Source organism: Burkholderia latens (assembly GCF_001718795.1).
GTDB classification, from domain to species: Bacteria; Pseudomonadota; Gammaproteobacteria; order Burkholderiales; family Burkholderiaceae; genus Burkholderia; species Burkholderia latens_A.
This window is the reverse complement of sequence record NZ_CP013435.1, coordinates 2,800,171-2,826,517: the sequence shown is the minus strand read 5'-3', so window position 1 is coordinate 2,826,517 and position 26,347 is coordinate 2,800,171. Positions and strand designations below refer to the sequence as shown.

The 26,347-nt window shown below is 67.8% G+C and carries 24 protein-coding genes and 1 riboswitch; of the genes, 6 read left to right on the top strand and 18 right to left on the bottom strand.

The window, feature by feature from the left end; translation table 11 throughout:
* The first annotated feature begins 261 nt into the window (after positions 1-261).
* Positions 262-651, top strand: a complete 390-nt coding sequence (gene gloA, locus WK25_RS13120) for a lactoylglutathione lyase (RefSeq protein ID WP_040141877.1) — start codon at positions 262-264, stop codon at positions 649-651.
* Positions 652-758: 107 nt separating this feature from the next.
* Here gloA and WK25_RS13115 read toward each other — a convergent pair whose 3' ends face one another.
* Genes WK25_RS13115 through glyQ form a run of 5 tightly spaced genes read right to left on the bottom strand, consistent with a single transcriptional unit; the run spans position 759 to position 6,225 of the window.
* Positions 759-1,670 carry a M48 family metallopeptidase gene (locus tag WK25_RS13115; RefSeq protein WP_069241996.1) on the bottom strand — a complete coding sequence of 304 codons (912 nt, stop codon included), beginning with the start codon at positions 1,668-1,670 and terminating at the stop codon, positions 759-761.
* Between the two features lie 46 nt (positions 1,671-1,716).
* Positions 1,717-2,481 (bottom strand): lysophospholipid acyltransferase family protein, encoded by a 765-nt coding sequence (locus WK25_RS13110; RefSeq protein ID WP_040141876.1) that lies wholly within the window; start codon positions 2,479-2,481, stop codon positions 1,717-1,719.
* A 43-nt stretch (positions 2,482-2,524) separates the two neighbouring features.
* Positions 2,525-3,088 (bottom strand): D-glycero-beta-D-manno-heptose 1,7-bisphosphate 7-phosphatase, encoded by a 564-nt coding sequence (gene gmhB / locus WK25_RS13105; RefSeq protein ID WP_040141874.1) that lies wholly within the window; start codon positions 3,086-3,088, stop codon positions 2,525-2,527.
* Between the two features lie 10 nt (positions 3,089-3,098).
* On the bottom strand, positions 3,099-5,198 hold the full coding sequence (gene glyS / locus WK25_RS13100) for a glycine--tRNA ligase subunit beta (RefSeq protein ID WP_069241740.1): 2,100 nt from the start codon (positions 5,196-5,198) through the stop codon (positions 3,099-3,101).
* A gap of 22 nt (positions 5,199-5,220) precedes the next feature.
* Positions 5,221-6,225, bottom strand: coding sequence for a glycine--tRNA ligase subunit alpha (glyQ, locus tag WK25_RS13095; RefSeq protein ID WP_080294533.1), 1,005 nt, complete (start codon positions 6,223-6,225; stop codon positions 5,221-5,223).
* A gap of 365 nt (positions 6,226-6,590) precedes the next feature.
* On the opposite strand from glyQ, the gene WK25_RS13090 reads away from it, so the two are divergent.
* A complete protein-coding gene (locus WK25_RS13090) occupies positions 6,591-8,219 on the top strand; it encodes a tetratricopeptide repeat protein (protein ID WP_069241995.1) in 1,629 nt (542 codons plus the stop codon).
* Between the two features lie 76 nt (positions 8,220-8,295).
* Here the strand turns inward: WK25_RS13090 and lnt are convergent, their stop codons facing one another.
* The 8 genes from lnt to WK25_RS13055 all read right to left on the bottom strand — a co-directional run bounded on the left by lnt (position 8,296) and on the right by WK25_RS13055 (position 16,669).
* Entirely contained in the window at positions 8,296-9,957 is a 1,662-nt protein-coding gene (lnt, locus tag WK25_RS13085; protein WP_069241739.1) for an apolipoprotein N-acyltransferase, read from the bottom strand.
* 52 nt (positions 9,958-10,009) lie between these two features.
* Complete coding sequence (locus WK25_RS13080) at positions 10,010-10,897, bottom strand: HlyC/CorC family transporter (RefSeq protein WP_040141864.1); 888 nt, start codon at positions 10,895-10,897, stop codon at positions 10,010-10,012.
* Positions 10,898-11,220: 323 nt separating this feature from the next.
* Positions 11,221-11,370, bottom strand: coding sequence for a hypothetical protein (locus WK25_RS31710; protein ID WP_167432647.1), 150 nt, complete (start codon positions 11,368-11,370; stop codon positions 11,221-11,223).
* 67 nt (positions 11,371-11,437) lie between these two features.
* Positions 11,438-12,070 carry a gamma-glutamylcyclotransferase gene (locus tag WK25_RS13075; protein WP_059548663.1) on the bottom strand — a complete coding sequence of 211 codons (633 nt, stop codon included), beginning with the start codon at positions 12,068-12,070 and terminating at the stop codon, positions 11,438-11,440.
* Between the two features lie 14 nt (positions 12,071-12,084).
* The gene (ybeY, locus tag WK25_RS13070; RefSeq protein WP_069241738.1) at positions 12,085-12,861 is read right to left on the bottom strand and encodes an rRNA maturation RNase YbeY; all 777 of its coding nucleotides are present in this window, start codon (positions 12,859-12,861) and stop codon (positions 12,085-12,087) included.
* Between the two features lie 168 nt (positions 12,862-13,029).
* Positions 13,030-14,076, bottom strand: coding sequence for a PhoH family protein (locus WK25_RS13065; RefSeq protein ID WP_040141857.1), 1,047 nt, complete (start codon positions 14,074-14,076; stop codon positions 13,030-13,032).
* 32 nt (positions 14,077-14,108) lie between these two features.
* Positions 14,109-15,482 carry a tRNA (N6-isopentenyl adenosine(37)-C2)-methylthiotransferase MiaB gene (gene miaB, locus WK25_RS13060; RefSeq protein WP_040141856.1) on the bottom strand — a complete coding sequence of 458 codons (1,374 nt, stop codon included), beginning with the start codon at positions 15,480-15,482 and terminating at the stop codon, positions 14,109-14,111.
* Between the two features lie 254 nt (positions 15,483-15,736).
* Positions 15,737-16,669: a LysR family transcriptional regulator gene (locus WK25_RS13055; protein WP_069241737.1), complete on the bottom strand. Its 933-nt coding sequence runs from the start codon at positions 16,667-16,669 to the stop codon at positions 15,737-15,739.
* A gap of 148 nt (positions 16,670-16,817) precedes the next feature.
* On the opposite strand from WK25_RS13055, the gene WK25_RS13050 reads away from it, so the two are divergent.
* The 3 genes from WK25_RS13050 to ribB all read left to right on the top strand — a co-directional run bounded on the left by WK25_RS13050 (position 16,818) and on the right by ribB (position 20,064).
* The gene (locus WK25_RS13050; RefSeq protein WP_040141852.1) at positions 16,818-17,993 is read left to right on the top strand and encodes an MFS transporter; all 1,176 of its coding nucleotides are present in this window, start codon (positions 16,818-16,820) and stop codon (positions 17,991-17,993) included.
* A gap of 224 nt (positions 17,994-18,217) precedes the next feature.
* On the top strand, positions 18,218-18,901 hold the full coding sequence (locus WK25_RS13045) for a helix-turn-helix domain-containing protein (RefSeq protein ID WP_069241736.1): 684 nt from the start codon (positions 18,218-18,220) through the stop codon (positions 18,899-18,901).
* Positions 18,902-19,086: 185 nt separating this feature from the next.
* A riboswitch (FMN riboswitch) is annotated at positions 19,087-19,235 on the top strand.
* Positions 19,236-19,353: 118 nt separating this feature from the next.
* Positions 19,354-20,064: a 3,4-dihydroxy-2-butanone-4-phosphate synthase gene (gene ribB / locus WK25_RS13040; protein ID WP_069241735.1), complete on the top strand. Its 711-nt coding sequence runs from the start codon at positions 19,354-19,356 to the stop codon at positions 20,062-20,064.
* Positions 20,065-20,164: 100 nt separating this feature from the next.
* Here the strand turns inward: ribB and WK25_RS13035 are convergent, their stop codons facing one another.
* The 4 genes from WK25_RS13035 to glpD all read right to left on the bottom strand — a co-directional run bounded on the left by WK25_RS13035 (position 20,165) and on the right by glpD (position 25,268).
* A complete protein-coding gene (locus WK25_RS13035; protein ID WP_040141846.1) occupies positions 20,165-20,851 on the bottom strand; it encodes an HAD family hydrolase in 687 nt (228 codons plus the stop codon).
* 450 nt (positions 20,852-21,301) lie between these two features.
* Positions 21,302-22,018, bottom strand: coding sequence for an MIP/aquaporin family protein (locus tag WK25_RS13025; protein ID WP_040141841.1), 717 nt, complete (start codon positions 22,016-22,018; stop codon positions 21,302-21,304).
* Between the two features lie 95 nt (positions 22,019-22,113).
* Positions 22,114-23,616 (bottom strand): glycerol kinase GlpK, encoded by a 1,503-nt coding sequence (gene glpK / locus WK25_RS13020; protein ID WP_040141840.1) that lies wholly within the window; start codon positions 23,614-23,616, stop codon positions 22,114-22,116.
* Positions 23,617-23,744: 128 nt separating this feature from the next.
* Complete coding sequence (gene glpD / locus WK25_RS13015) at positions 23,745-25,268, bottom strand: glycerol-3-phosphate dehydrogenase (protein WP_059548657.1); 1,524 nt, start codon at positions 25,266-25,268, stop codon at positions 23,745-23,747.
* Positions 25,269-25,430: 162 nt separating this feature from the next.
* On the opposite strand from glpD, the gene WK25_RS13010 reads away from it, so the two are divergent.
* Positions 25,431-25,799: a hypothetical protein gene (locus WK25_RS13010; RefSeq protein ID WP_040141836.1), complete on the top strand. Its 369-nt coding sequence runs from the start codon at positions 25,431-25,433 to the stop codon at positions 25,797-25,799.
* Between the two features lie 98 nt (positions 25,800-25,897).
* Here the strand turns inward: WK25_RS13010 and WK25_RS13005 are convergent, their stop codons facing one another.
* The gene (locus tag WK25_RS13005) at positions 25,898-26,095 is read right to left on the bottom strand and encodes a hypothetical protein (RefSeq protein WP_040144790.1); all 198 of its coding nucleotides are present in this window, start codon (positions 26,093-26,095) and stop codon (positions 25,898-25,900) included.
* Positions 26,096-26,347 lie beyond the last annotated feature (252 nt).

Genomic DNA, 26,347 nt, shown 5'->3' with positions numbered 1-26,347 from the left:
ATTTCGCACGGCAGGGAGGTGGCTGAATGGGAAAGTGGTCGCGCTCCGGCGGCAGACGGGATGCCCGCTTTTGGTGCGAAGTGGGACGATGTTACCCGATCGGCGGAGTTGCCGGGGCATTCAGCGTGGCGATGTCGGCCTGCGGCCGCTTTCGGCGCCGTTGCGCGGACGGTCGCGGATCTCACCGGGCCGCCGACGGCGAGATCTACCCGACTCCGGTAGAATTTCCGGTTCCGGAAAGTCCCCACAGGAGTACGACACATGCGTTTGCTGCATACGATGTTGCGAGTCGGCGATCTCGACCGCTCGATCAAGTTCTACACCGAATTGCTCGGCATGAAGCTGCTGCGCCGCGAGGATTATCCGGAAGGCAAGTTCACGCTCGCGTTCGTCGGCTATGAAGCGGAAAGCACGGGCACCGTGATCGAGCTTACCCATAACTGGGATACGCCGTCCTACGATCTCGGCAACGGCTTCGGCCATCTGGCGGTGCAGGTCGACGATGCGTACGCGGCCTGCGAGAAGATCAAGGCGCAAGGCGGCAAGGTGACGCGCGAAGCGGGCCCGATGAAGCACGGCACGACCGTGATCGCGTTCGTCGAGGATCCGGACGGCTACAAGATCGAGTTCATCCAGAAGAAGACGCACTGAGCGCCGGCTGAGCGGCCCGGGCGCATGGATGCGCGGCGGGCACGAAAAACGGGCGATGCGGAGGGTTCCGTATCGCCCGTTTGTTTTTGCCGGCGCGGCCGATCGCGTTACAGCGACGGCAGCAATTCGGGCGGGTGGTGCTTGAGCGTATGCCGCGCTTCGCGGAATTCCGGGAAGATCGATTCGACGGTCTGCCAGAACGCCGGGCTGTGGTTCATTTCGCGCAGGTGCGACAGCTCGTGCGCGACGACGTAGTCGATGATCGACATCGGGAAGTGGATCAGCCGCCAGTTCAACCGGATCTTGCCGTCGCTCGAGCAGCTGCCCCAGCGCGTTGCGGCCGACGACAACGCGTACATCGAATACGTGACGCCGAGCCTTTCCGCGTAAACCGCGAGGCGTTCGCCGAAAATCCGCTTCGCTTCGCCCTGCAGCCAGCCCTGCACGCGATCCTTGATCTGCTGCGTGTCGGCTTGCGCGGGCAGCGGCAGCGACAGCCGTTGCGTGTCGGCGTCGAACGCGACGGCACCCGCGCCGAGCGCGATCGTGATCGTCTTGCCGAGATACGGCAGTTGCGCGCCGTCGCGCCAGTCGATCTGCGGCAGCGCGCGCTGTTCGGTGCGGGTCTTCCATTCCGCGAGCTTCGCGAAAATCCAGCGCTGCTTTTCGGCGATCGCCGCTTCGATGTCGGCGAGCGTGACCCAGCGCGGCGCGGTGATCGACAGCCCGCTGCCGTCGATCGTGAAGCCGATCGTGCGGCGCGCGGAGCGCTTGAGCCGATACTCGAGCACGCGGCTGCCGACGGCGAACGTACGGACGCGGGAACGATCGGGCGCAGGGCCCGGATCGAGCGGCGCCGCGGGGACGGACGGCGCCGCAGCGGCTTCAGGCGGCGACGGCGGTGTCGATGGCGCGGACGGCGCCGGCGACGCCGCTGCGGGCCCGTCGAAGAGCGGCAGGTCCATCTGGCGATGATCGAGGGCCACGACGGCAGGCCGTGGCCGCGGACGCTTTTTCATCAGTTCGCTTCTTTTCGTCGTACGCAACGGCTGCAATCCGGGTGATTCAGACGCGCGCGGCATCGCGCGCGCCGGCATTGCCCGGCTGCCGATAGGCATCGGGATCGATGCGGCGCATTTCCGCTTCGATCCATGCTTCGACTTGCGAGTTCAATACGTCGGGCGTCTTGCCTTCGACCGGAATCGGCTTGCCGATCGACACGGTCACGACGCCCGGGAACTTCGTAAACGAATTGCGCGGCCACACATGGCCTGCATTGTGCGCGATCGGCACGACCGGCGTGCCGGTTTCGATTGCGAAGCGCGCGCCGCCCGTCTTGTACTTGCCTTGCTTGCCGACCGGCGTGCGCGTGCCTTCCGGGAACATGATCATCCATGCGCCTTCCGACAGCCGCTTCTTGCCTTGGCGGATTACCGACGCGAACGCGTTCTTGCCTTCCTTGCGGTTGATGTTGACCATGTGCAGCATGCCAAGCGCCCAGCCGAAGAACGGCACGTACAGCAACTCGCGCTTGAACACGTAGCAGAGCGGCTTCGGCATCAGCGCGGGAAACGCGAGCGTTTCCCATGCGGACTGGTGCTTCGACAGCAGCACGGCCGGGCCGTCGGGGAGGTTTTCCATCCCTTCGATCCGGTAGCGGATACCGTTCAGCCAGCGCACGACCCACAGCGTGGACTTGCACCAGCCGGCCGCCATCCAGTAGCGTGCGTCGGGACGCATGAACGGGAACGCGATGAAGCACGCGGTCGCGTACGGCACCGTGTACAGGATGAAGTAAATCAGCAGCAACAGGGAGCGGACGAAGCGCATCGGCGTGGGTCTGGCTGTAAGGAGGATGCGCGCAGCAGTCGCATCACTCGTATTCGTGTGAAAGGAAATCGAGCGCGAATGCGCGCAGATCGTCGTGCACCTTCGTGCCGTCCGGCAGATTGCCCGCCGCGAGCGTCTTCTTGCCCTTGCCGGTCAGCACGAGGTGCGGCTGGAAGCCGACCGCGACGCCGGCGAGCAGGTCGCGCAGCGAATCGCCGACGACCGGCGTGTGCGCCGGTTCGATCTCGAAGCGCTCGGCGATCATCTGCATCATGCCGGGTTTCGGCTTGCGGCAATCGCAGTGATCTTCCGACACGTGCGGACAGAAGAACACCGCGTCGATACGCGCGCCAACCGCGGCTGCCGCGCGATGCATCTTCAGGTGCATCGCGTTGAGCGCGGCCATGTCGAACAGCCCGCGGCCGATGCCGGACTGGTTGGTCGCGACGACCACGCGGTAGCCTGCGTGATTGAGCCGCGCGATCGCCTCGAAGCTGCCCGGCAGCGCGATCCACTCGTCGGGCGACTTGATGAACGCATCCGAATCGACGTTGATCACGCCGTCGCGGTCGAGGACGACGAGCTTGCGGTTGGGGCTGATCGGCATCGTGCGGCCCTTATGCGGCGAGCTTCGAGATGTCGGCGACGCAATTCATCTGCTGGTGCAGCGCGGCCAGCAGCGCGAGACGGTTCGCGCGCAGCGCAGGATCCTCCGCGTTGACCATCACGTCGTTGAAGAACGTGTCGACCGGCGCGCGCAATGCGGCCAGCGCCGACAGCGCGCCCGTGTACGCGCGCGCCTCGAGCTGCGACTGCACGTGCGGCGTCACGGCCGCGAGCTGTTCGTGCAGCGCCTTTTCGGCCGCCTCGACGAGCAGCGTCGGCTGCACCGCGCCGTTCGTGCCGCCTTCGGATTTCTTCAGAATGTTCGAGATCCGCTTGTTCGCAGCCGCGAGCGCTTCGGCTTCCGCGAGGCGCGTAAACTCGCGCACCGCATCGAGGCGCGCGACGAGATCGTCGACGCGCGTCGGGTTCAGGCTCAGCACCGCGTCGACTTCGCCGGCCGAGTAGCCGCGTTCGCGCAACAGGCCGCGCAGGCGGTCCATGAAGAACGCGAAGATCGCGTCGGTCGATTCGGCGACGCCCGGCACACCCGCGAAGCGTGCACGGGCGGTGCGCAGCAGCGACACGAGATCGAGTGGAAGCTGCTTCTCGAGCAGCAGGCGCAGCACGCCGAGCGCATGGCGGCGCAGCGCGAACGGATCCTTCTCGCCGGTCGGCGCGAGCCCGATGCCCCAGATGCCGACGATCGTCTCGAGCTTGTCGGCGAGCGCGACCGCGGTGGAGACCGGCGTGGTCGGCAGCGCGTCGCCGGAGAAGCGCGGCTGGTAGTGCTCGGCGCACGCGAGCGCGACGTCGTCGGGTTCGCCGTCGTGGCGCGCGTAGTACGTGCCCATCGTGCCCTGCAGTTCCGGGAACTCGCCGACCATGTCGGTCAGCAGGTCGGCCTTTGCCAGGCGCGCGGCGCGCTTCGCATGCGCGGCGTCGGCGCCGATCGCCGGGGCGATCTCGCCCGCCAGCGCCTCGAGGCGCTCGACGCGCGCAAGCGCCGAACCGAGCTTGTTGTGATAGACGACGTTCGCGAGCAACGGTACGCGCTCGGCGAGCGGCTTCTTCTTGTCCTGCTCGAAGAAGAATTTCGCATCGGCAAGACGCGGACGCACGACGCGCTCGTTGCCCTCGACGATCTCGCCCGGCGTCTTCGTCTCGATGTTCGATACGATCAGGAAGCGCGAGCGCAGCTTGCCCGCGATGTCGGTCAGCGCGAAATACTTCTGATTCGTCTGCATCGTGAGGATCAGGCACTCCTGCGGCACCTGCAGGAATTCGTCCTCGAAGCGGCACGGGTAGACGACAGGCCATTCGACCAGCGACGTCACTTCGTCGAGCAGCGCCTCGGGCATCACGACGGTGTCGCCGTTCGCATGTTCGTTCAACTGCGTGCGGATCGTTTCGCGGCGATCGGCGAAGTGCGCGATCACGCGGCCCTTGTCGCGCAGCGTGTCCGCATACGCGTGCGCATGCTGGATCGCGACGAGGCCGTCGGACAGGAAGCGGTGGCCGAGCGTGGTGTCGCCGGCATCGACGCCGAACGCGGTGACGGGCACGACGCGATCGTCGTGCAGCACGGTCAGGCGGTGCACCGGGCGCACGAATTTCACGTCGGAGCCGTCCGGGCGCTGGTAGGTCATGACCTTCGGGATCGGCAGCTTCTCGAGCGTCTCGTCGAGCGCGGCCTGCAGCCCGTCGGCGAGGGTCGCGCCGGCCGCCGAGTAATTGACGAAGAACGCTTCGGCCTTGCCGTCCTGCGCGCGCTCGAGATCGGCGATCGTCAGGTTCGGGTGGCCGAGCGCCGCGAGCTTCTTCGCGAGCGGGGCGGTCGGCTTGCCTTCGGCGTCGAGTGCGACCGACACGGGCAGCACCTTTTCGCGGACCTGTTTTTCGGGTGCGACGGCGCGCACGTTCTGCACGACGACCGCGAGGCGGCGCGGCGTCGCATAGCGTTCGAACACGAGTTCGCCTTCGACGAGGTCGCGCGCCGCGAGGCGTTGCGCGAGACCTTCGGCGAATGCGTCGCCGAGGCGGGCGAGCGCCTTCGGCGGCAGCTCTTCGGTCAGCAGTTCGACGAGCAGGGGGGCGGGATGATTGTGCGTCATGTGTGGAATAAGTCTCGTCTCGTCAGTCCTGATCGATCTTGCGTTCGACCTTCAGCGGCGGCGCCCATGCCGGCTGCGCGGCGTCCTGGGCGTCGGTGGTGAGGCCCGGCACGCCCGGCGGATTGCCGAGCATCGGGAAGCCGAGCTTCTCGCGCGAGTCGTAGTAAGCCTGCGCGACGAGACGCGACAGCGCGCGAATGCGACCGATGTACGCCGCACGTTCGGTGACCGAGATCGCGCCGCGCGCGTCGAGCAGGTTGAACGTATGGCCGGCCTTCAGCACGAGCTCGTATGCGGGCAGCGCGAGCTGCGCGTCGATCATCTTCTTCGCTTCCGCTTCGTAGCTGTTGAAGAACGTGAACAGCAGGTCGACGTTCGCGTGCTCGAAGTTGTAGGTCGACTGCTCGACCTCGTTCTGGTGGTACACATCGCCGTACGACAGGCGGCGCAGCTCGGGGCCGTTCGGGCCTTGCTCCTCCCACTCGGTCCACACGAGGTCGTACACGTTCTCGACCTTCTGCAGGTACATCGCGAGGCGCTCGAGGCCGTACGTGATCTCGCCGAGCACCGGCTTGCAGTCGAGGCCGCCGACCTGCTGGAAATACGTGAACTGCGTGACTTCCATCCCGTTCAGCCACACTTCCCAGCCGAGGCCCCACGCGCCGAGCGTCGGGTTCTCCCAGTCGTCCTCGACGAAGCGCACGTCGTTCTGCTTCAGGTCGAAGCCCAGCGCTTCGAGCGAGCCGAGGTACAGGTCGAGGATGTTCTCCGGCGCCGGCTTCAGCACGACCTGATACTGGTAGTAGTGCTGCAGGCGGTTCGGGTTCTCGCCGTAGCGGCCGTCCTTCGGGCGGCGCGACGGCTGCACGTACGCGGCGCGCCACGGCTCGGGGCCGACCGCGCGCAGGAACGTGTGGACGTGCGACGTGCCCGCACCGACTTCCATGTCGATGGGCTGGAGCAGAGCGCAACCCTGCTTGTCCCAGTAGGACTGCAGCGTCAGGATGATTTGCTGAAACGTAAGCATGAAGAGCCTTCGTGGCGCTGGCGCTCCGTTGCGGACGGCGCTCCGGGCAACGCCCGGAGGGTCGGCTCGCGCGGCGGCGCGGCTTGTTAGTGTGCTGAAACGTGCAATTTTACCGGATCGGCGACCGGATGCGGCCGGAACGCGGATGAACGGGCCGCCGGCGGCATGGGGACGGCCTCTGCGCGCCGCTGCACGGCCGTTGCGAAGCCTGGGCGCGACGAGTCGCGTGCCCGTCGCATGCGTCGGCGCCGCGTCGCGACGCGCCGGTCGAGTCGCTTGCCGCGTCGCGTGGCGCGGGCGTTAAGATGCGCGTATCGCGGCGCGCGCGACCGCCGCCGCACGACCGCCAGCCCACTCCGGACCGCATGGACGATTCGAACGACTTCCTCATTCCGCTGATGCCGCCGCTGCTCGCATTGCTCGGGCAGGCGGCCGATGCACGCGCGCGCGGCGAACACGCTGCGCACGCGCTGTGGCTCGCCGCGGCCGGCCATCTGCATGCGGTCGACATGGCCGCGCTCGCGCAGCTCACCGCGACGCTCATCGCGCGGCAGCGCGCGGGCGATGCGCTCGCGCTGGCCGAATGCGCGGCGCGCGTGCATCCGGGCGCCGATGCCCGCTTCAATCACGGCTACGCGTTGCAGATGCTCGGCCGCCATGCCGATGCGATCGCGCCGTACCGTGCTGCCCATGCGCTCGATCCGGGCTGGCCGTCGCTGCGCAACAACCTCGCGATTGCGCTGCGGCTGTCGGGCGGCGATCGCAGCGAAGAAATCGCGCTGCTGGAGACGGCCGTCGACGCCGATCCGCACGACGTACAGGCGTGGATCAACCTGGTCGTCGCGCGCCTCGCGACGCAGGACCTCGACGGCGCACTCGTGTGTGCGGCGCGGCTCGCGGAGATCGCGCCCGACAACGCGCTCGCGCTGAACAACATCGCGATGGCGATGAAGGAGGCGCAGCGCTGGGACGACGCCGAGCGCTACGCGGCGCGCGCGTGCGAGCTTGCGCCTGACGACGCGTCGTTCCGTTTCAACCTTGCGATCATCCAGCTCGTGCGCGGCAACTACGCGGCCGGCTGGCGCGGCCACGAGGCGCGCTGGGACGGCGCGGGCGAATTGCGCGGCCGCCGGCCGGCGCTGCCCGGGCCGCGCTGGCACGGCGAGCCGCTCGCGCGCAAGACACTGCTCCTGTGGGGCGAGCAGGGGCTCGGCGACGTGCTGCAGTTCGCGCGTTTCGTCGCGCCGCTCGCCGAGCGTGTGCACCGCGAAGGCGGGCGACTCGCATGGAACACGTTTCCGCAGGTCGCCACGCTGATGCAGCGCAGCCTCGGCGCGCACGTGGACGCATTCAGCGCGGGCGGCGGTGTCGACGAATTGCCCCGGTTCGATTGCGAAGTGCCGCTGATTGGCTTGCCGCTGATGCTCGGAATGGAGACGTCGACGCTCGGCGCGTCGGTGCCGTACCTGCATGCCGATCCGGCCCTGAGTGACGCGTGGCGTGCGCGGCTCGCGGGAGAAGGCCGGCTGAAGGTCGGTCTCGTGTGGACGGGCAGTGCCGGGCATCAGCGCAATCCGTTCCGCCGCGTCGGCCTCGAACGCTATGCCGATGCGTTTCGCGGCGTCGACAACGTCGCGTTCTATTCGCTGCAGCCTGGCGCGGACGCGGACGTGGCCGCGGCGCGCGCGGCCGGGTTCGCGATCGAGGACTTCACCGCGGAACTGCGCAGTTTCGACGACACAGCCGCATTCATCGGCGCGCTGGACCTGGTGATCACGGTGTGCACGTCGGTCGCGCATCTGGCGGGCGGCCTTGGCGCACGCACGTGGGTGCTGCTCGACGTGAATCCACACTGGCCGTGGCTGCTCGAACGCACGGACAGCCCGTGGTATCCGACCGCGACGCTGTATCGGCAGCCGCGGTTCGGCGATTGGGACGCGGTGTTGGGGGCGGTGACCGGCGGTTTGCGACGACTGATTGCAACGCGGACATGATCGACCGCGCCGGGGATAGTGCGATCGCCATCAGCCGCGCGGGGAATGCTCCGGAAACGATCAATCGCTCCGGAATTCAACCGCGCCGGCGCAACCCCGGCCCGAACGCGAACCCGAATGCGAGCAGGATCAACGACATCGCGAGCACGACGCTGTTACCGCTCGTCACATAAGGCGTGAAGCCGCTTGTGCCTTCGATCCGCACGTCGAGCGAGCCGATCGTAAACGGCTTCAGCTGGCCGAGCACGCGGCCGCGCGCATCGATCGCAGCCGTCATCCCTGTATTGGTCGAACGCAGCATCGGCCGCCCCGTTTCGAGCGCGCGCATCCGCGCGATCTGCAGGTGCTGGTCGAGCGCGATCGTGTCGCCGAACCACGCGAGGTTCGTCACGTTGACGAGCACGCCGGGCGGCTGCGGATTGTCGCGAATCGTCGCGGCGATTTCCTCGCCGAACAAGTCCTCGTAGCAAATGTCGGCCATCACCGGCTGGTTGTGCACGAGGAACGGCTTCTGCACCGGCGCGCCGCGCGCGAAATCGCCGAGCGGCATCTTCATCAGGTCGACGAACCAGCGAAAGCCCCACGGAATGAATTCGCCGAAGGGCACGAGGTGGTGCTTGTCGTAGTGGTATATGTCGCGCGAGTGCGGCGTTACGCCGTACAGGCTGTTCGTGTAATCGACGTAACGGCCGTCGGGCGTGACGGATGCGCCGACCGCGCCGAACAGCACGGCCGAGCCCGTCGTGTCGCTGAACTTGCGGATCGCGACGGCGAACGGCTCGGGAAGCTCCTGGATCATTACCGCAATCGCGGTTTCCGGCGTGACGATCAGGTCGGCCGGTTTCTCGACGATCATCTGCGTGTACATCTTGATCGCTGCGTCGATGCCTTCCTGCTCGAACTTGATGTCCTGCTTCACGTTGCCCTGCAGAAGCCGCACCGTGAGCGGCGCATTCGCGGGCACGGTCCATGTCGCCTGCGACAGCGCGACGCCGGCCGCGACGAGCGCGACCGCGATGCAGGCCGGCGCGATCGTCCGCACGCGCGCATTGCCGGCGGCGCCGCGTTCGACCGCGGGTGCGCGCCGCGCGGCGACGAGCGCCTGCACGACCAGCGCGGCGAACAGCGCGAGCACCCACGCGATTCCGTATACGCCGACGATCGGCGCGAAGCCGGCGAACGGGCCGTCGACCTGCGGATAGCCGCTGGCGAGCCACGGAAAGCCGGTGAATACGGTGCCGCGCAGCCATTCGCCAAGGGCCCATGCACTTGCGAATGCGAATGCGCCGTGCCAGCTCGGCGAGAACGGCCGCGGATCGCGCTCCCGGCGATGCCACGCGTGGCCCGCGCAGAACGACCACAGCCCCGCGGAGAACGCCGGATACAGCGACAGATACAGCGCGAACAGCACCAGCGCGCCGCCGGCGAGCGGCGCGGCCATCTCGCCGTACACGTGCATGCTGATGTAAAGCCACCAGATGCCGCTGATGAAGTTGCCGAAGCCGAACGCGCCGCCGGTGAGCGCGGCGCCGCGCCAGCTCGACGTGCGCGTCAGCTGCGCGAAAAACCAGACGAATACGACGAGCTGCAGCCAGCCGCCGTGCGGGGTCGGTGCGAAGCTGAGCGTATTGGCCGCGCCCGCGAGCAGTGCGGCCGGATAGTGCCAGCGCGGCAGCGCGCGGCCGGGCGCCGGCGCGAGAAGCCCGCCAGCCGGGCGGGACGGAATCGGTTCGTCCATGTGAAGCGAGAGGGGGCGAGCGGTTGAGGGAGACGCGACCGGCGCGAGACGATCAATCCTCGTGCGAGGTTTCGGCGCGGCGGCTCGCGAGCGGGTTGCGGCGCACCAGCAGCACGTGGACCTGGCGCGCATCGCCGCGCTGGATCTCGAATACCAGATTGCCGAGCTGCAGCTTCTCGCCGCGGTGCGGCACGCGGCCGAAGTGATGGGTGATCAGCCCGCCGATCGTGTCGACTTCGTCGTCGGAAAAGTCGGTGCCGAACGTCTCGTTGAACTGCTCGATCTCGGTCAGCGCACGCACGCGGTAGCGGCCGTCGGGCCCCGAGATGATGTTGCCGGCTTCCTCGTCGAAGTCGTATTCATCCTCGATGTCGCCGACGATCTGTTCGAGCACGTCCTCGATCGTGATCAGGCCCGCGACGCCGCCGTATTCGTCGACGACGATCGCGAGATGGTTGCGGTTCACGCGGAAGTCGTGCAGCAACACGTTCAGGCGCTTCGACTCCGGAATGAACACGGCCGGGCGCAGCATCCCGCGTACGTCGAATTCCTCTTCGGCGTAGAAGCGCAGCAGGTCTTTCGCGAGCAGCACGCCGATCACGTTGTCGCGGTTCTCCTCGTACACGGGGTAGCGTGAGTGCGCCTTCTCGAGGACGAACGGGATGAAGTCTTCGGGTTTGTCGGCGATATTGATCGCGTCCATCTGAGCGCGCGGCACCATGATGTCGCGCGCGCACAGATCGGACACCTGGAACACGCCCTCGATCATCGACAGCGAATCGGCGTCGATCAGGTTGCGTTCGTGGGCGTCCTGGAGAATTTCCAGCAGCTCGGTCCGGGATTCCGGCTCGGGCGAGATGAAGTCGGTCAGGCGCTCGAGCAGCGAGCGCTTTTCTTGCGGTTTGTCGGTGAGCTTACGACTGGGATACGAATCGTTCATGGTGGTGCGCCCGGGTCATGCCGGGGCGCGCGGTCACGGAGTAGGCAAGGATACACCAAGGGCATGGCGCGGCCGTGTCACCCCGCCGTCCGGCCGAGGGCACGCGGCGCGTTCCGGCCCCGCTCGGGAACGGCCGCGCGCGGCGCGGCGGTGTCCGTCGGGTCCATCCTATCTCAGAAAGGCGCGGCGGGGCAGCGGTGGCAAAAAAGCGGCGCGCAACGGCGCCCGGCCGGCGCCCAGCGGCATTTGGTCTCGCGCGCGCAGGCGGGGCGGCCAGTGTGCGCGCGGGCCGGAGACGCGCTGGGCAACCGAAATTCCGGAATTCAGAAGCGCATGCCGGCCGAGCAGCCGCCGGCGGCCGCGCCGTTGGTCGCGGCGCCGCCGCAGCCGAAGATCCCGCAGCCGGACAGCGCGACGCTCGCGAAGACGAGCAGCGCAGCCAGCGCACCGCGCGATCGGAGTGACGGTTTCATGAGTAACGGTTCTCCTTCGAACGCCGCGGCGCGGCGGCCCGCGTCGCGCAAGCGTGTGTGCCGCGCGTCACCGGCAGCGCGCGAGCAGCGCTTCCAGCGCGCGATCGGGGATCCCGCTCGCGCGCAGTGCATCGACGGTGCGGCTCACGTAATCGAGCGTCGTGCCGTAGCGGCCGGCAGCGCAGCTGAATACTTCCTTCACGACGGGGTCGGGCAGCTTGCCGGTGTAGGTCGGTGCGTCGCGCCGCATCACGAATGCGAGCGCGGTCACGCGTTCGCCGGTTTCGAGCGTGCACGGCAGCCACGCAGGCCGGTACGAGCCCATCGGCATCTCGCGCTTCCACAGCGTCTCGAGATGCGGCTGCGCGGTCGGTCCCGCGAGCCGGAACGCGATGCCCGAGCACGAACCGCCGCGATCGAGCGCGAGCACGAGGCCCGGGCGTTCCGGCGTGCCGCGGTTCACGCGCGACCACAGGTAGAGCCCGCGATGATACCCGTGCACCTTGCCGCGCACCGCGGCGACGGTCGGCAGCCCCGGATTCCAGATCAGCGACCCATAGCCGAACAGCCAGAGATCCTGCCGGCCGTCCCAGTCGCGCATCGTGTGCGCGAGCGACGCCGCGAGCTCGTCTTCGGTCAGCAGCCGTCCGTCGCCGATCGACGGCGGGTAGGCGGGCGGCTGCATCGCGGCGTGGGGCATGGAACGGACAACGTTTATTGGTACGGGTTCGGGAAGCCCAGCTTCGCCAGAATGTCGACTTCGAGCGCTTCCATTTCGGCCGCGTCCTCGTCGCTCGTTTCGTGATCGTAGCCCTGCGCGTGCAGCGCGCCGTGCACCAGCAGGTGCGCGTAATGGGCCGTGAGCGGCTTGCCCTGTTCGTGTGCTTCCTTCTCGACGACCGGGCAGCACAGCACGAGGTCGCCGATCACGGTGCCGTCCGGCGCAGGGTCGTACGCGAACGTCAGCACGTTGGTCGGGTAGTCCTTGTGGCGGTAGCCGGCGTTCAGCGTGCGGCCTTCCTCCTCGCCGACGAAGCGCACCGTGATCTGCGCGCTGGCGAACAGCGCGGGCTCGATCCATTCGGCGATCAGCTTGCACTTCGGCAGCGTCTTGCGCACGTCGGCCGTGATCTCGTCGCCATACTGCACCGACAGGTCGAGCTCCAGTTCGCGCAGCCCTTCCTCCAATTCCTCGTCGCGCGGCGCGGGTTCGGCGCCGACGTGGAGCGTCACGCTGTCGTAGTGCTCGGGTTGCAGCGCGAGCTTCGCGCGCATCGCCGGATCGTTGTGCTGCGCGACGATCGCGACGGCTGCGTCGCCCGAGCTGCCCGACAGGTCGAACATCAGGCTGCGGCCGTCCGGGAAGTCGATTCGCAGCCCCTGCGCGTTGACGGTCCGGGCCTTGCCCTTCGCATCGAACAGCGAAAGACGGGGAGATTGGGGCGCGGCGGACTGCGCGCGCCCCGACTTGCGAGAACGGGAAGATTTCATGACCGGTACGGCGATTGGAACGCGTTGAGGATACACCAAACAGCCGATCGCGCCCGAATTCGGACCGGGCCGCGCGCGGCCGATAAAAAGCCCGGCGCGCCGTCGGGCGGGCCGGGCCTTCGGACGCCGCGGCGCGCGCGGCGCTGCATGCGGCTCAGGCGTGCGGGGTCACGCGTCCTTGTGCTGCGCGTGAAAGTCGTCGTACGCTTCGACGATGCGCGCGACGAGCGGATGGCGCACGACGTCCGCGCTCGTGAAGCGCGTGAGCGCGATGCCGCGCACGCCGCCCAGCACCTGCTGCGCCTCGACGAGCCCGCTCTTGTGTCCGCGCGGCAGGTCGACCTGGCTCGTGTCGCCGGTGACGACGGCTTTCGAGCCGAAGCCGATCCGCGTGAGGAACATCTTCATCTGCTCGGGCGTCGTGTTCTGCGCCTCGTCGAGGATGATGAACGCATGATTCAGCGTGCGGCCGCGCATGTACGCGAGCGGCGCGATTTCGATCATCTGGCGCTCGAACATCTTCGCGGTCTTGTCGAAGCCCAGCAGGTCGTACAGCGCGTCGTACAGCGGCCGCAAATAAGGATCGACCTTCTGCGCGAGGTCGCCCGGCAGAAAGCCGAGCCGCTCGCCGGCCTCGACGGCCGGGCGCGTCAGCACGATCCGCTTGACCTGGTCGCGCTCGAGCGCGTCGACCGCGCATGCGACCGCGAGGTAGGTCTTGCCGGTGCCAGCCGGCCCGATGCCGAACGTCACGTCATGCGACAGGATCTGTTTCAGGTATTCGCGCTGCGCGGGCGTGCGGCCGCGCAGGTCGGCCCGCCGCGTGTAAAGCTTCGGCGCCGGCTCCTCGTCGGGGCCTGCGTCGTCGAGCTGCGCGACCGGTTCGTCGAACGGATGATCGGGGTCGCCGCGGAAACGCACGTCGAGCGCGTCCTGACGGCCGTTGCCGGCGGTGTGACGCACTTCGACCAGCGCAAGCTGGATATCGTCGACCGACAGCGGATCGCGCGCGCGGTTGTAGAAGTTTTCGAGCGCGGCGAGTGCCAGTTTCGCGCCGCGCCCGCGGATCGCGATCCGGTGGCCGCGCCGCGCGAGCGTGACGTCGAGCGCCTGTTCGATCTGCCGCAGATTCTCGTCGAGCGGGCCGCAGAGGTTGGCAAGGCGCGCGTTGTCGTCGCGCGGCGCGGTGAATTCCAGTGCTTGGACGGTCTTCAAAGTAGCGTCGGGCTCCTGTTCAGCGTCAGTCGTCAGTGGGTGACCGTGCTCGCGTCGTCGCTGACGAGCAGCAGCTCGCCGCGCAGCGAGTGCGGGTACGCATGGTTGATCTTCACGTCGATCATCTGGCCGATCAGGCGCGGGTGCGACGCGAGAGGCGCCGGGAAATTCACGACCCGGTTGTTCTCGGTGCGGCCGGACAGTTCGTTCGGGTCCTTGCGCGACGGGCCCTCGACGAGGATCCGCTCGACTTTCCCGACCATCGACTGGCTGATGCGCGCGACGTTTTCCTCGATCGTCGCCTGCAGATGTTGCAGGCGTTTGAGCTTCACTTCGCGCGGCGTGTCGTCGTGCAGGTTCGCGGCCGGCGTGCCGGGGCGCGGGCTGTAGATGAACGAGAAGCTGGTGTCGTAGCTCATCTCGTGCACGAGCGCCATCATCTTGTCGAAATCCTCCTCGGTTTCGCCGGGGAAGCCGACGATCATGTCGGTCGACAGCGACAGGTCGGGGCGGATCGCGCGCAGCTTGCGGATCACCGACTTGTATTCGAGCACCGTGTAGCCGCGCTTCATCGCCATCAGGATACGGTCGGAGCCGTGCTGGACCGGCAGGTGCAGGTGGCTCACGAGCTTTGGCACCTTCGCGTACGTGTCGATCAGGCGCTGCGTGAATTCCTTCGGGTGCGACGTCGTGTAGCGGATCCGCTCGATGCCCGGGATGTCGGCGACGTATTCGATCAGCGTCGCGAAATCGGCGATGTCGGACGAGCCGGCCGTCAGCGCGCCGCGGTAGGCGTTCACGTTCTGGCCGAGCAGCGTGACTTCGCGCACGCCCTGGTCGGCGAGGCCGGCCACTTCGGTCAGCACGTCGTCGAGCGGACGCGATACTTCATCGCCGCGCGTGTACGGCACGACGCAGTAGCTGCAGTACTTCGAGCAGCCTTCCATGATCGACACGAACGCGCTCGGCCCCTCGACGCGCGCGGGCGGCAGGTGGTCGAACTTCTCGATCTCGGGGAACGTGATGTCGACCTGCGCGCGGCCGCTGGCGCGGCGCGCGTCGATCATCTGCGGCAGGCGGTGCAGCGTCTGCGGGCCGAACACGAGGTCGACGTACGGCGCGCGCGACACGATCGACGCGCCTTCCTGGCTCGCGACGCAGCCGCCGACGCCGATCAGCAGCCCCGGTTTCGCTTCCTTCAGCTCGCGCACGCGGCCGAGGTCGGAGAACACCTTCTCCTGCGCCTTTTCACGCACCGAGCACGTGTTGAACAGGATGATGTCCGCGTCTTCCGGAGTGTCGGTCTTTTCGAGGCCTTCGGCCGCATTGAGCACGTCCACCATCTTGTCCGAGTCGTACTCGTTCATCTGGCAGCCGAAGGTCTTTACGTAAACTTTTTTCGTCATGGGGATTCGCCGTTCGCAGTGGTTGACCTGGGGGCGTCGTCAAAGGTGAATCGGGACGGCTGCTGCCGGTGCAGCGGTGCGGGCCCGTGCCATCGCTGCGCAAGGGCGAACCGGCGCGCGTGCCGCGCGCACGTGAAAAGCCGTCGGGAAAGCCTTCCATTATAGCTTCACGCGCTGCGCCAGGCGGTCCGCCGGTTGCGGGCGCGCGACGGCGCAGCGCGGCTTCCGACCCTGAAACGATGCCGCGCGAGCCGTCAGCGGCACGCGTTCAGCAAGTCGTCGAGCGCCGCTTCCTCGCGGGCAAAACGTTCGACGAGGAAGTCGAGCAGCACGCGTACGCGCGGCGCCATGTAGCGCTTGCCGTGATAGATCGCGTGCAGCGGCGCGTCCTGATGCCGCCAGTCGGGCAGCAGCACGCGCAGTCGGCCCGCGCGCACGTCGTCGGCGATGTCCCATAGCGACTTCAGCGCGATTCCGTGGCCGCGCAGCGTCCATTCGCGGGTGAGGCCGACATCGTTGGTTTCGAACGCGCTCGACATGGGCACCGTGTGAGTCTGCACTTCGTCGCCGCGCGTGAAACGCCACGTGTTCATCGGACCCGACGCAATCGTGATCACGTTGCACGGAAAGCGGGCCAGATCGTGCGGATCGGCCGGCACGCCGTGACGCTGGACGAACGACGGCGCCGCGCACAGCACGCGGCGGTTCGCGGCGAGCGGCCGCGCGATCAGCGCGCCGTCGGGCGGTGCGGCAAAGCGTATCGCGAGGTCGATCTCGTCCTGCCACAGGTTCGACGCCGAATCGGACGCCGTCAGCGAGAACGTCACGCCCGGATGCAGTGTAGTGAATTCGTGGAGCCAGTCGAGCAGCTGGCGGCGGCCGAAATCGGACGTCGACGACAGCCGCACCTTGCCGGCGACGACGTTGCGGCCTTGCTGCAGCAGCGCGTGTGCATCGTCGAGCGCCTGCAGCGCCTGGCGGCAGCAGCTCAGGTAGAGCCGCCCTTCGTCGGTGAGCCGCAGCTGCCGCGTGGAGCGCTCGAACAGCCGTGTCGCGATGTTCGCCTCGAGCTTCGCGAGGCGCGCGCTCGCAGCGGCCGGCGTCAGATTCAGCTTGCGCCCGGCCGCGGACAGGCTGCCGAGGTCCGCGGCTTCGACGAACAGCCGGATGTCGCCCAGTCGGTCCATCTGATTTTCCAAAATTTTTTGAAAATGATTCAAGTGCCACGCCAATTATCAAAGATAGTCGTATTCGGGACAATGCGCGCACCTCGTGCTTTTTTGTGCGGTGCGGCACCCCACCGGGCGCCGCGTCCGCCGTCCAACGGAGAACGTCATGCCCATTCCGCTCCTGGCGCTCGCGATCAGCGCGTTCGCAATCGGCACCACCGAATTCATCATCATGGGACTCCTGCCCGAAGTCGCGCGCGACCTCGCCGTGTCGCTGCCGTCGGCCGGGCTGCTGGTGACCGGCTACGCACTCGGCGTCGCGGTCGGCGCACCGTTGCTCGCGGTGCTGACGAGCCGCATGCCGCGCAAGGCCGCGCTGGAGTTGCTGATGGCGATCTTCATCGTCGGCAACGTGCTGTGTGCGATCGCGTCCGGCTACGCGATGCTGATGGTCGCGCGCGTCGTCACGTCGTTCGCGCACGGGTCGTTCTTCGGAATCGGCGCGGTGGTCGCCGCGTCGCTGGTGCCGGCTGACAAGCGTGCGAGCGCGATCGCGCTGATGTTCACGGGACTCACGCTGTCGAACGTGCTCGGCGTGCCGTTCGGCACGTTCGTCGGCCAGCTGCTCGGCTGGCGCGCGTCGTTCTGGATCGTCGCGGCACTCGGCGTGCTGTCGCTCGGCGGTGTTGCGCTGCTCGTGCCGAACCGTCATGACAGCGGGCCCGTCGGCCTCGGTCACGAGGTGCGCGTGCTGAAGGACCCGCAAGTCTGGCTCGCGTTGCTGATGACCGTGCTGGGCTTCGGCGGCGTGTTCGTCGTGTTCACGTACATCGCGCCGATTCTCGAAACCGTCACCGGCTACTCGCCGCGCGCGGTCGCGCTGATCCTCGTGCTGTTCGGCGCCGGGCTGACGGTCGGCAACATGCTCGGCGGCAAGCTCGCCGATCGCGCGCTGATGCCGTCGCTGATCGCGATCCTCGTCGCGCTGATGGCCGTGATGGCCGCGTTCGCGAAGACGAGCCACTTGCCCGTCGCGGCGGCGGTCACGGTATTCGTCTGGGGGATCGCAGCATTCGCAACGGTGCCGCCGCTGCAGGCGCGCGTCGTCGAGAAGGCCGCGAGCGCGCCGCACCTTGCGTCGACGCTGAACATCGGCGCATTCAACGTCGGCAACGCGGCCGGTGCGTGGCTCGGCGGCGTCGCGCTCGCGCATGGCTTCGCGCTCGATGCGCTGCCGTGGGTCGCCGTCGCGGTGACCTTCGCGGCGCTCGTCGTCACGTGGCTCGCGATGCGGCTCGATGCGCGCGGCCCGGCACGCGGCGCGGCGCCTGCCGCGCATTGAACGCTGCATCGCCTCGGGCTGCGCGGCGCGCGGCGCCGGCGCGATAGCGACACGCAAAGGTTCGCGAGAAACGCATTCCTCCGCGATGCTGATAACGGTGTGAAGATAACTTCGTTTGCCGGCCCGGGGCTGGGTGATAGCGTCTCGATACGCGCCGTTCGTGGCGCAATCCGATTCCGGCTTACCCCATTCGCAGGGCCGCATCGCGGCCCGGAGGCCATGCTATGTCTTCACCCCTGGCGCTGGTGCGCGACGTGTCTTCCTTCGAGTCCGGCGATACGGGCGACGCGCGGACGTCCGTTCCGCTCGACGCGCTCGAGCAGGTCGTCGGCGTGAATCTCGCGCGTCTGCGCGCGGAGCGGCAACTGTCGCTCGATGCGCTTGCGCGGCTGTCCGGCGTATCGCGCGCGATGCTCGCGCAGATCGAATCCGCGCGCAGCGTGCCGTCGATCAAGGTGCTGTGCAAGATCGCCGCCGCACTGAAGGTGTCGGTCGCCGCGTTCCTGCGCCGCCATGCGGTGAACGGCTTCGAGCATCTGGCGGCCGAGCGCGCGGCGCGTGTGGTCAGCTCGAACGGCCGTTTCTCCGCGCGTGCGTTGTACCCGGAAGGCGAGCCGGCCGCGGCCGAGTTCCACGAGTTGCGGATCGCACCGTTGCACACCGAACCCGGCACGCGCCGCGCGCCCGGCACGACGGTCAATCTGGTCGTCAGCGAGGGCACGCTAGAAGTCAGCGTGCACGATCGCCGTCAACTGCTCGCGACCGGCGACGCCATCGTGTTCGACGCCGACCAGCCGTACAGCCTGCGCAACCCCGGCGACAGCGAGGCACGCGCGTTCCGCGTCACGGTGAGCGCCGAAGTGCCGCCGCGCTGGCTCGTGCGCGATGCCGCGCACGCGGGCGGCTGAACGCACCGTTGACCGCGTCGCGCCGGTTCCGGCCGCGGCGGTCGCGCAAGCACGGCGCCGGCCGTTCGGGCGATGCCGTTAGACGATACCGTCAGTAAGGTTTTGAGTGTGATCGGCTGCGTGGCGAGCGCGGCTGATGTATGCTTGGCCCGCCGGCGTCGGGGTGGATCCCCGGCCGGCAATCAGTGCGTCTTCAGGGCGGGGCGAAATTCCCCACCGGCGGTAGGCTGGCGAAAGCCGGCGAGCCCGCGAGCGCCCGCGCATCCGCGCGGGGTCAGCAGATCTGGTCGAATGCCAGAGCCGACGGTTACAGTCCGGATGAGAGAAGATGTGCAGATAGTCATGTCCGTCAGGGCCGCTTCGCCGTGTGTGCGAAGCGGGTTGTCGTTCTGTCTGTTTGCAATGCCCTGGAACGTTTTTCGCCCAAATCGTAATCGCGAGGAGCGTTTCACATGTCCTTCAAGTCCGTTTCGTCGGCACCCGCCGATGCCTTTGCCGATCTCCCGTTGCTGGATTCCGAACCGGTGCCGCCGCGCATCGCCGCCGCGCTCGACGCATTGCGCGCGGGCCGCGCGGTCGTGTTGCAGGACGATCACGACCGTGAAAACGAGGCCGACCTGATCGTCGCCGCCGAACGCATCACGCCCGAGACGATGGCGCTGCTGATCCGCGAGTGCAGCGGCATCGTGTGCCTGTGCCTGACCGACGACAAGGTGCGCGCGCTCGAGCTGCCACCGATGGTGCAGACCAACGAAAGCCGCAACGGCACCGCGTTTACCGTGTCGATCGAGGCACGTGAAGGCGTGCATACGGGCGTGTCCGCGGCCGATCGTGTGACGACGATCCGCGCGGCGATCGCCGACGATGCGAAGCCGTATGACATCGTGCGCCCCGGCCACGTGTTTCCGCTGCGCGCGCAGCCGGGCGGCGTGCTCGCGCGCCGCGGCCATACCGAAGGGACGGTCGATCTGTCGATCCTCGCGGGGTTGAAGCCGGCCGGCGTGCTGTGTGAACTGATGAATCCGGACGGCACGATGACGCGCGGCGACGACGTCGAGCGGTTCGCGCGGCTGCATGGGCTGCCGATGCTGACGATCGCGGAGCTGGTCGAATTCCGCGAAGCGCTCGCGGCCGCGCGCGAGCGCTGCTGCGAACCGGCCTGACGGGGCGGCTGCTGCGCGCCGGTGCGCGCGACGCGGCCTGCGGGCGGCATCGCGCACCGGGCGGCCTGGCCGTTCCGGGCCGGCCTCGGGCGGCCGGCCGTCAGGACTGCACGTCGCCGAACTCGCCGCGCAGGCCGGCGGCGACGAGCGCCGGCAGTTCGTCCATGTTGCGCATGATCCGCGTGATGCCCATCGCGCGCAGCGCGTCCGCGTAGTTGTCGGGGATGTGGCTCGCGCCGACGAACGCGATCGTCTTCATCCCCGCGGCGCGCGCCGCGTTCAGGCCCGACACGCTGTCCTCGACCACGATGCAGCGCGCCGGCGCGACGCCGAGCGTCTTCGCTGCGTGCAGGTACACGTCCGGGTAAGGCTTCGGCCGCGCGACCTGCTCGGAGCTGAACACGCGATCGCCGAAAATTTCGGTGAGCGATGCGCGCTTCAGCGAGCTGCGCACGCGCGCGAGCCGGCTGTTCGACACCACGGCAGCGGGCAGCTCGACCTTCAGCAACGCGTCGCGCACGCCGGTGATCGGCGCGAGCGATTGCGCGAGGCCGGTCTCGATGTTGTGCTCGATGGTGTCGATGAAGTTCTCGGGCATCCGGATCCCGAAATGCGCTTCGAGCCCGGCGAGAAAGCGCGACGTCTGCTGGCCGAAGGCGGATTTCGCGGCGTCGGCGAAATCGAGGTGCGGAAACGTCGCGGACAGCGTTTCGAACAGCACGCGGTCGGCAATGACTTCGCTGTCGACGAGTACGCCGTCGCAGTCGCAGATGAGATGATCGAGCATGGTGGTGAAGAAGCAGAGTGCCGGCGACGCCGGGCATCCCGCCATGATACGTGCTTTCGCAACCGCGCCGCGCGACGCTCGGCGAGCGGTTCGCGACGCATACGGCAAACCGGTTCGCCCGCCGGGCCGCTCCGGCGTATCGGATTCGCGCGCGCTTTCCGACGCGGCGATGGCGACTGCGGCATGCCGCCGCCGGCCGCCGCCACGTCCATTGCGCATCGACCATGCGCCCCGGCTGTCACGACGTCATCGCAGTCTCGGCCGGTTCGCGCGGCGAGCCCGTCATCGATCGTCGTCCTGACTGAAGTCGAGGTCGCGAGTGGCGGCCGCGGGCGATTGCCGGCGGCGCTCGGTGAAAAGGGAAGGGGCAGGGCGCGCGGCAACCGCTGCCGCGCGCTCAGGCGCCGACCCGGGCTGGCGTTGCGGCCCGAGGTCGAATGGAACGCCCGATCACGCCATCGCGTGCAGGCGCAGATACAGGCCGGCTGCCGCGGCGCCGCCGAGCAGCGGGCCGATCACCGGCACCCACGCGTAGCGCCAATCGCTGTCGCGCTTGCCCGGGATCGGCAGCAGCGCATGCATCAGCCGCGGCGACAGGTCGCGCGCCGGACTCATCGCATATCCGGTCGGGCCGCCGAGCGAGATGCCGATGCCGAGCACGAGCAGGCCGACGGGCAGCGCATCGAGCGCGCCGAGGCCGACCTGCGGCGACGCGAGATACAGCACGCCGAGGATCAGCACGAACGTGCAGATCGCTTCGGTCAGCACGTTGTGCGTGGTGCTGCGGATCGCGGGCGCCGTGCAGAACACGGCGAGCTTCAGGTCCGCATCGACTTCCTTCGCGAAGTGTTGCCGATACGCGAGCCACACGAGCAATGCGCCGGCCATCCCGCCGAGCATCTGCGCAACGATGTAGCCGCCGACCTTCGACCAGGCGAACTTGCCCGCGAGCGCGAGGCTGATCGTGACGATCGGGTTCAGGTGCGCGCCGCTGAACGACGCGGTCACGTACACGGCGACGAACACGGCCATCGCCCAGCCCATCACGATCACGATCAGGTCGGCGCCCTTGCCCTTGGTCTTCGCAAGCAGCACGTTCGCAACCGCGCCGTTGCCGAGCAGCACGAGAATGGCGGTGCCGATGAATTCTGCAATATAAGGTGACATGTTTGTCTCTCGTAGATCGCGGCGGACTCGCGCGTTGCGCGGTCCGCCGGCGTTGTTGTATTTCGTTCGGATTGCTTGAGTGACTGCTTCGCCCTTTACTGAGCGTCGTCGGCCCACGCCTTCGCGGCGCGCACCGCACGCTGCCAGCCGGCCATGCAGCGCTCGACCTGGTCCTTCGGCATCGACGGCGAGAAGCGGCGATCGAGCTGCCACTGGCTGCGCACTTCGTCGAGGTTCTTCCAGTAGCCGATCGCGAGGCCCGCAAGGTAGGCCGCGCCGAGGGCGGTCGTTTCGGTGATCTGCGGACGCACCGCGTCGACGCCGAGCAGGTCCGCCTGGAACTGCATCAGCAGGTTGTTCGCGCTCGCGCCGCCGTCGACGCGCAGCTCGCCGATGCTGATGCCCGAGTCGGCTTCCATCGCGGCCAGCACGTCGAGCGACTGGTATGCGATCGCGTCGAGCGCCGCGCGCGCGAGGTGCGCGGACGTCGTGCCGCGCGTGACGCCGAATACCGACCCGCGTGCGCGTGCATTCCAGTGCGGCGCGCCGAGGCCCGCGAACGCCGGCACGAGATACACGCCGTCGGTGTGCGGCACGCTCGCCGCGAGCGCTTCGATTTCGGCGGCGGTCTTGATGATGCCGACACCGTCCCGCAGCCACTGCACGACCGCGCCTGCGATGAAGATGCTGCCCTCGAGCGCGTATTGCACGTCGTCGCCGATCTGCCATGCGATCGTCGTGACGAGGTTGTTCTTCGATTCGATCGGCTTGCTGCCGGTGTTCATCATCAGGAAGCAGCCGGTGCCGTAGGTGTTCTTCACCATGCCCGACGTCGTGCACATCTGGCCGAACAGCGCCGCGTGCTGATCGCCGGCGATCCCCGCGAGCGGGATCTTAGACGCGAACACCGTGGTTTTCGTGTGGCCGTAGATTTCCGACGACGCCTTTACTTCCGGCAACATGCTGCGCGGGATGTCGAGCAGTTCGAGCAGCTCGCTGTCCCACTCGCGCGTATGGATGTTGAACAGCATCGTGCGCGATGCGTTCGTCACGTCGGTCACGTGCAGCTCGTGCTTCGTGAAGTTCCACACGAGCCAGCTGTCGACCGTGCCGAAGGCGAGTTTGCCTTGACGCGCCTTGTCGCGCGCGCCCGGCACGTTGTCGAGGATCCAGCGGATCTTCGTCGCGGAGAAATACGAGTCGATCGGGAGGCCCGTCTTCGCGCGCACCTTCGCCTCGAGGCCCTGCTTCTTCAGCGAATCGCAGAAGTCGGCGGTGCGGCGGTCCTGCCACACGATCGCGTTGTAGACGGGCTGGCCCGTCTCGCGATCCCAGACGATCGTCGTCTCGCGCTGGTTCGTGATGCCGATCGCGGCGATCGACGTGCCGTTCAGGCCGGTGCGCGTGACGGCCTCGGCGGCGACGCCCGCTTGCGTCGACCAGATTTCCTGCGGGTCGTGCTCGACCCAGCCAGGTTGCGGGTAGATCTGTTCGAATTCCTTCTGGGCGATCGAAACGATGTTGCCCTGGCGATCGAACAGCATTGCGCGGGAGCTCGTCGTGCCCTGGTCAAGCGCGAGGATGTACTGGTCCTGCATGTCTCTCATCTCCATCCGTGGATTGGCGTAGTTGTGATGCGCGCCGCATGTTACGCGGCGCGTCGGTGAATCAACGTCGGTCAGGCGACTGCAACTGCAAACGCATTAGAACTGCGACTGCGAACGCATCACGCGTGCGGCGCATGCGCGGCGGCGAACCACGCATCGACCGCGGCCGTCACCGCGTCGAGCGTGCCCGGCGCGACGTGCAGGCCGAGCTTCGAACGGCGCCACAGCACGTCCTGCGCGCAAGTCGCCCATTCGACGTCGCGCAGATAGCGCAGTTCGGCGTCGAAGAGGCCGGGCGCGACTTCCGTGCCGAGCTCGGCGAGCGACGTCGCGCCTTCGATCACGCGTTCCGCACGCGTGCCGTATGCACGCGCATAGCGGCGTGCGAGCGCGGCGGGCAGCCACGGGTGACGTTTCGCGAACGCGTCGGCGAACGCGTCGAACTTCGCGTTCGCGATATCGCCGCCGGGCAGCGGCGCACCCGCCGTCCACGTTTTCGCATCGCGGCCGAGCGCGCGGCACAGCAGGTCGCCGGCTTCCTCCGCGAGCTTGCGGAACGTCGTGATCTTGCCGCCGAACACCGACAGCAGCGGCGCGCCCGCGCCGTCGTCCATCTCGAGGCGGTAGTCGCGCGTGACCGCCGACGCGTTCGCCGCGTTTTCGTCCTCGAGCAGCGGGCGCACGCCCGAGTAGGTCCAGTGCACGTCGGCCGGCGAAATCTTGCGCTTGAAATAGCGGTTGATCGACTCGCACAGATACTGCGTCTCGTCGCGATCGATCGCGACTTTCGCGGGATCGTTCGTGTATTCGACGTCGGTCGTGCCGATCAGCGTGAAGTCGTGTTCGTACGGAATCGCGAAGATGATCCGCTTGTCCGGGTTCTGGAAGATGTATGCGTGATCGTGCTCGAACAGGCGTCGCGTGATGATGTGGCTGCCCTTCACGAGCCGCACGCTGTGGTGCGCGCCGCGGCCGAGTGCGCCATGCAGCACGTCGCCGACCCACGGGCCGGCCGCGTTCGCGACCGCACGCGCATGCACGACGCGGATCGATCCGTCCGCGTGCTGCAGCCGCGCTTCCCATTCGTCGCCGCGGCGTTCCGCCGACACGAGCTTCGTGCGGGTGAGGATCTCGGCGCCGCGCTCCTTCGCGTCGAGCGCATTCAGCACGACGAGGCGCGCGTCGTCGACCCAGCCGTCCGAATACACGAAGCCGCGCTTGATCGAGTCGATCAGCGGCTTGCCGGCCGCATGGCGGCGCATGTCGATGCCGCGCGAGCCGGGCAGCAGCTCGCGTTTCGCGAGGTGATCGTAGAGGAACAGGCCGATGCGGATCAGCCACGCCGGCCGCAGGTTCGGCATGTGAGGCATGACGAAACGCAGCGGCCACATGATGTGCGGCGCCGCGCGCAGCAGCGTCTCGCGCTCCTGCAGCGCTTTGCGCACCAGGCCGAATTCGTTGTACTCGAGATAGCGCAGGCCGCCGTGAATGAGCTTCGTGCTGGACGACGACGTGTGCGATGCGAGGTCGTCCTGCTCGCAGAGCAGGACCGACAGGCCGCGGCCGGCCGCGTCGCGCGCGATGCCCGCGCCGTTGATGCCGCCGCCGACGACGAGCAGATCGTAGCGATTCGGTTGGGTCACCCTGCTGTCCTTATCGTCTGATGGAAATGGGCGAACATGAAATGTTCGAATTCGAAATTTAACGAACGAAATCGAAAAAGTAAAGTTCGAAAAAGCGGGCCAGTAGCGCGCAGCGCGATCCCGGACGATACTGGCGGCATCGATCGTCTCGCGAGGTGAATCATGCGTATTGGGATGTGGGCCGGCGCGTGCGCCGTCGTGCTGTCGGCGTGCAGCGCCGGCACGCCGCCGCTGGCCGGCAACTGGCGTGCGCCGTCGTTCGTCGACCTGCAGACGGCGTGCGGCGGCGCCGCGCGCGACTGGGGTGCGGACGCGCAACCGGTGTATTCGGCGCTGTACGACGCGTACGTTGCGAAGCGGTATCGCGGATTGACGCAAGCGAACTATTGCACGTTCGTAAACGAACTTTCGGCGCACTATGCGGCGCCGGACGCGGCCGGGCGCGCCGGCTGGGTCGCCTATTTCAACGGCGCACGTGCCCAGGCGGTCAGCTGGCGGGCCGCGGTCGATCCGACGCTGCGCGGCGGCTGACGCGGTACGGCTGCGAGGGGCGGGAAAGGCGTGACAGGCGGAGAAAGCGGCGCGGCCGGGAATCCGGCCGGCGCGCTCGGGTCAGGACCAGCGGAACTTCACGAATAGCGGTATTTGATGGATCGCAGTGCGGCGTCGCCCGTCTCGGTCACGCAGTATTTGCGCCCCGATCCAAGTCCTTCCAGCCGGACAAGCTGCTGCTCGAGCAGCGCGTCGAGTTCATCCCTGTCCATGTCGCCCTGGTCGGGGGCGTCCTTCACAAGCAATAGCGTGGCGAATTCATGCGGGCTCAGCATCGTTCTCTCCATGGCAATCGGTCTGCCCGCGCGGCCGGCGCGGGCGCCGGCGCGCGATACCCCGCGGGGGTATGGCTTGGGGGGAAAGCTGTATTCGCCGGCCTTCGGATTCGCCCACGCCTTGGCACGGGCGGGTCGAGCGAACGGGCCGGGGAACTGGAGTCTAGTCGAGCGCGCGGGCAACGACAAATCGCGCCCCGTTAATTTTCAGTTTGACAGGCGCACGGCCCTGAAGCGGTTCGGCCGGCGCGT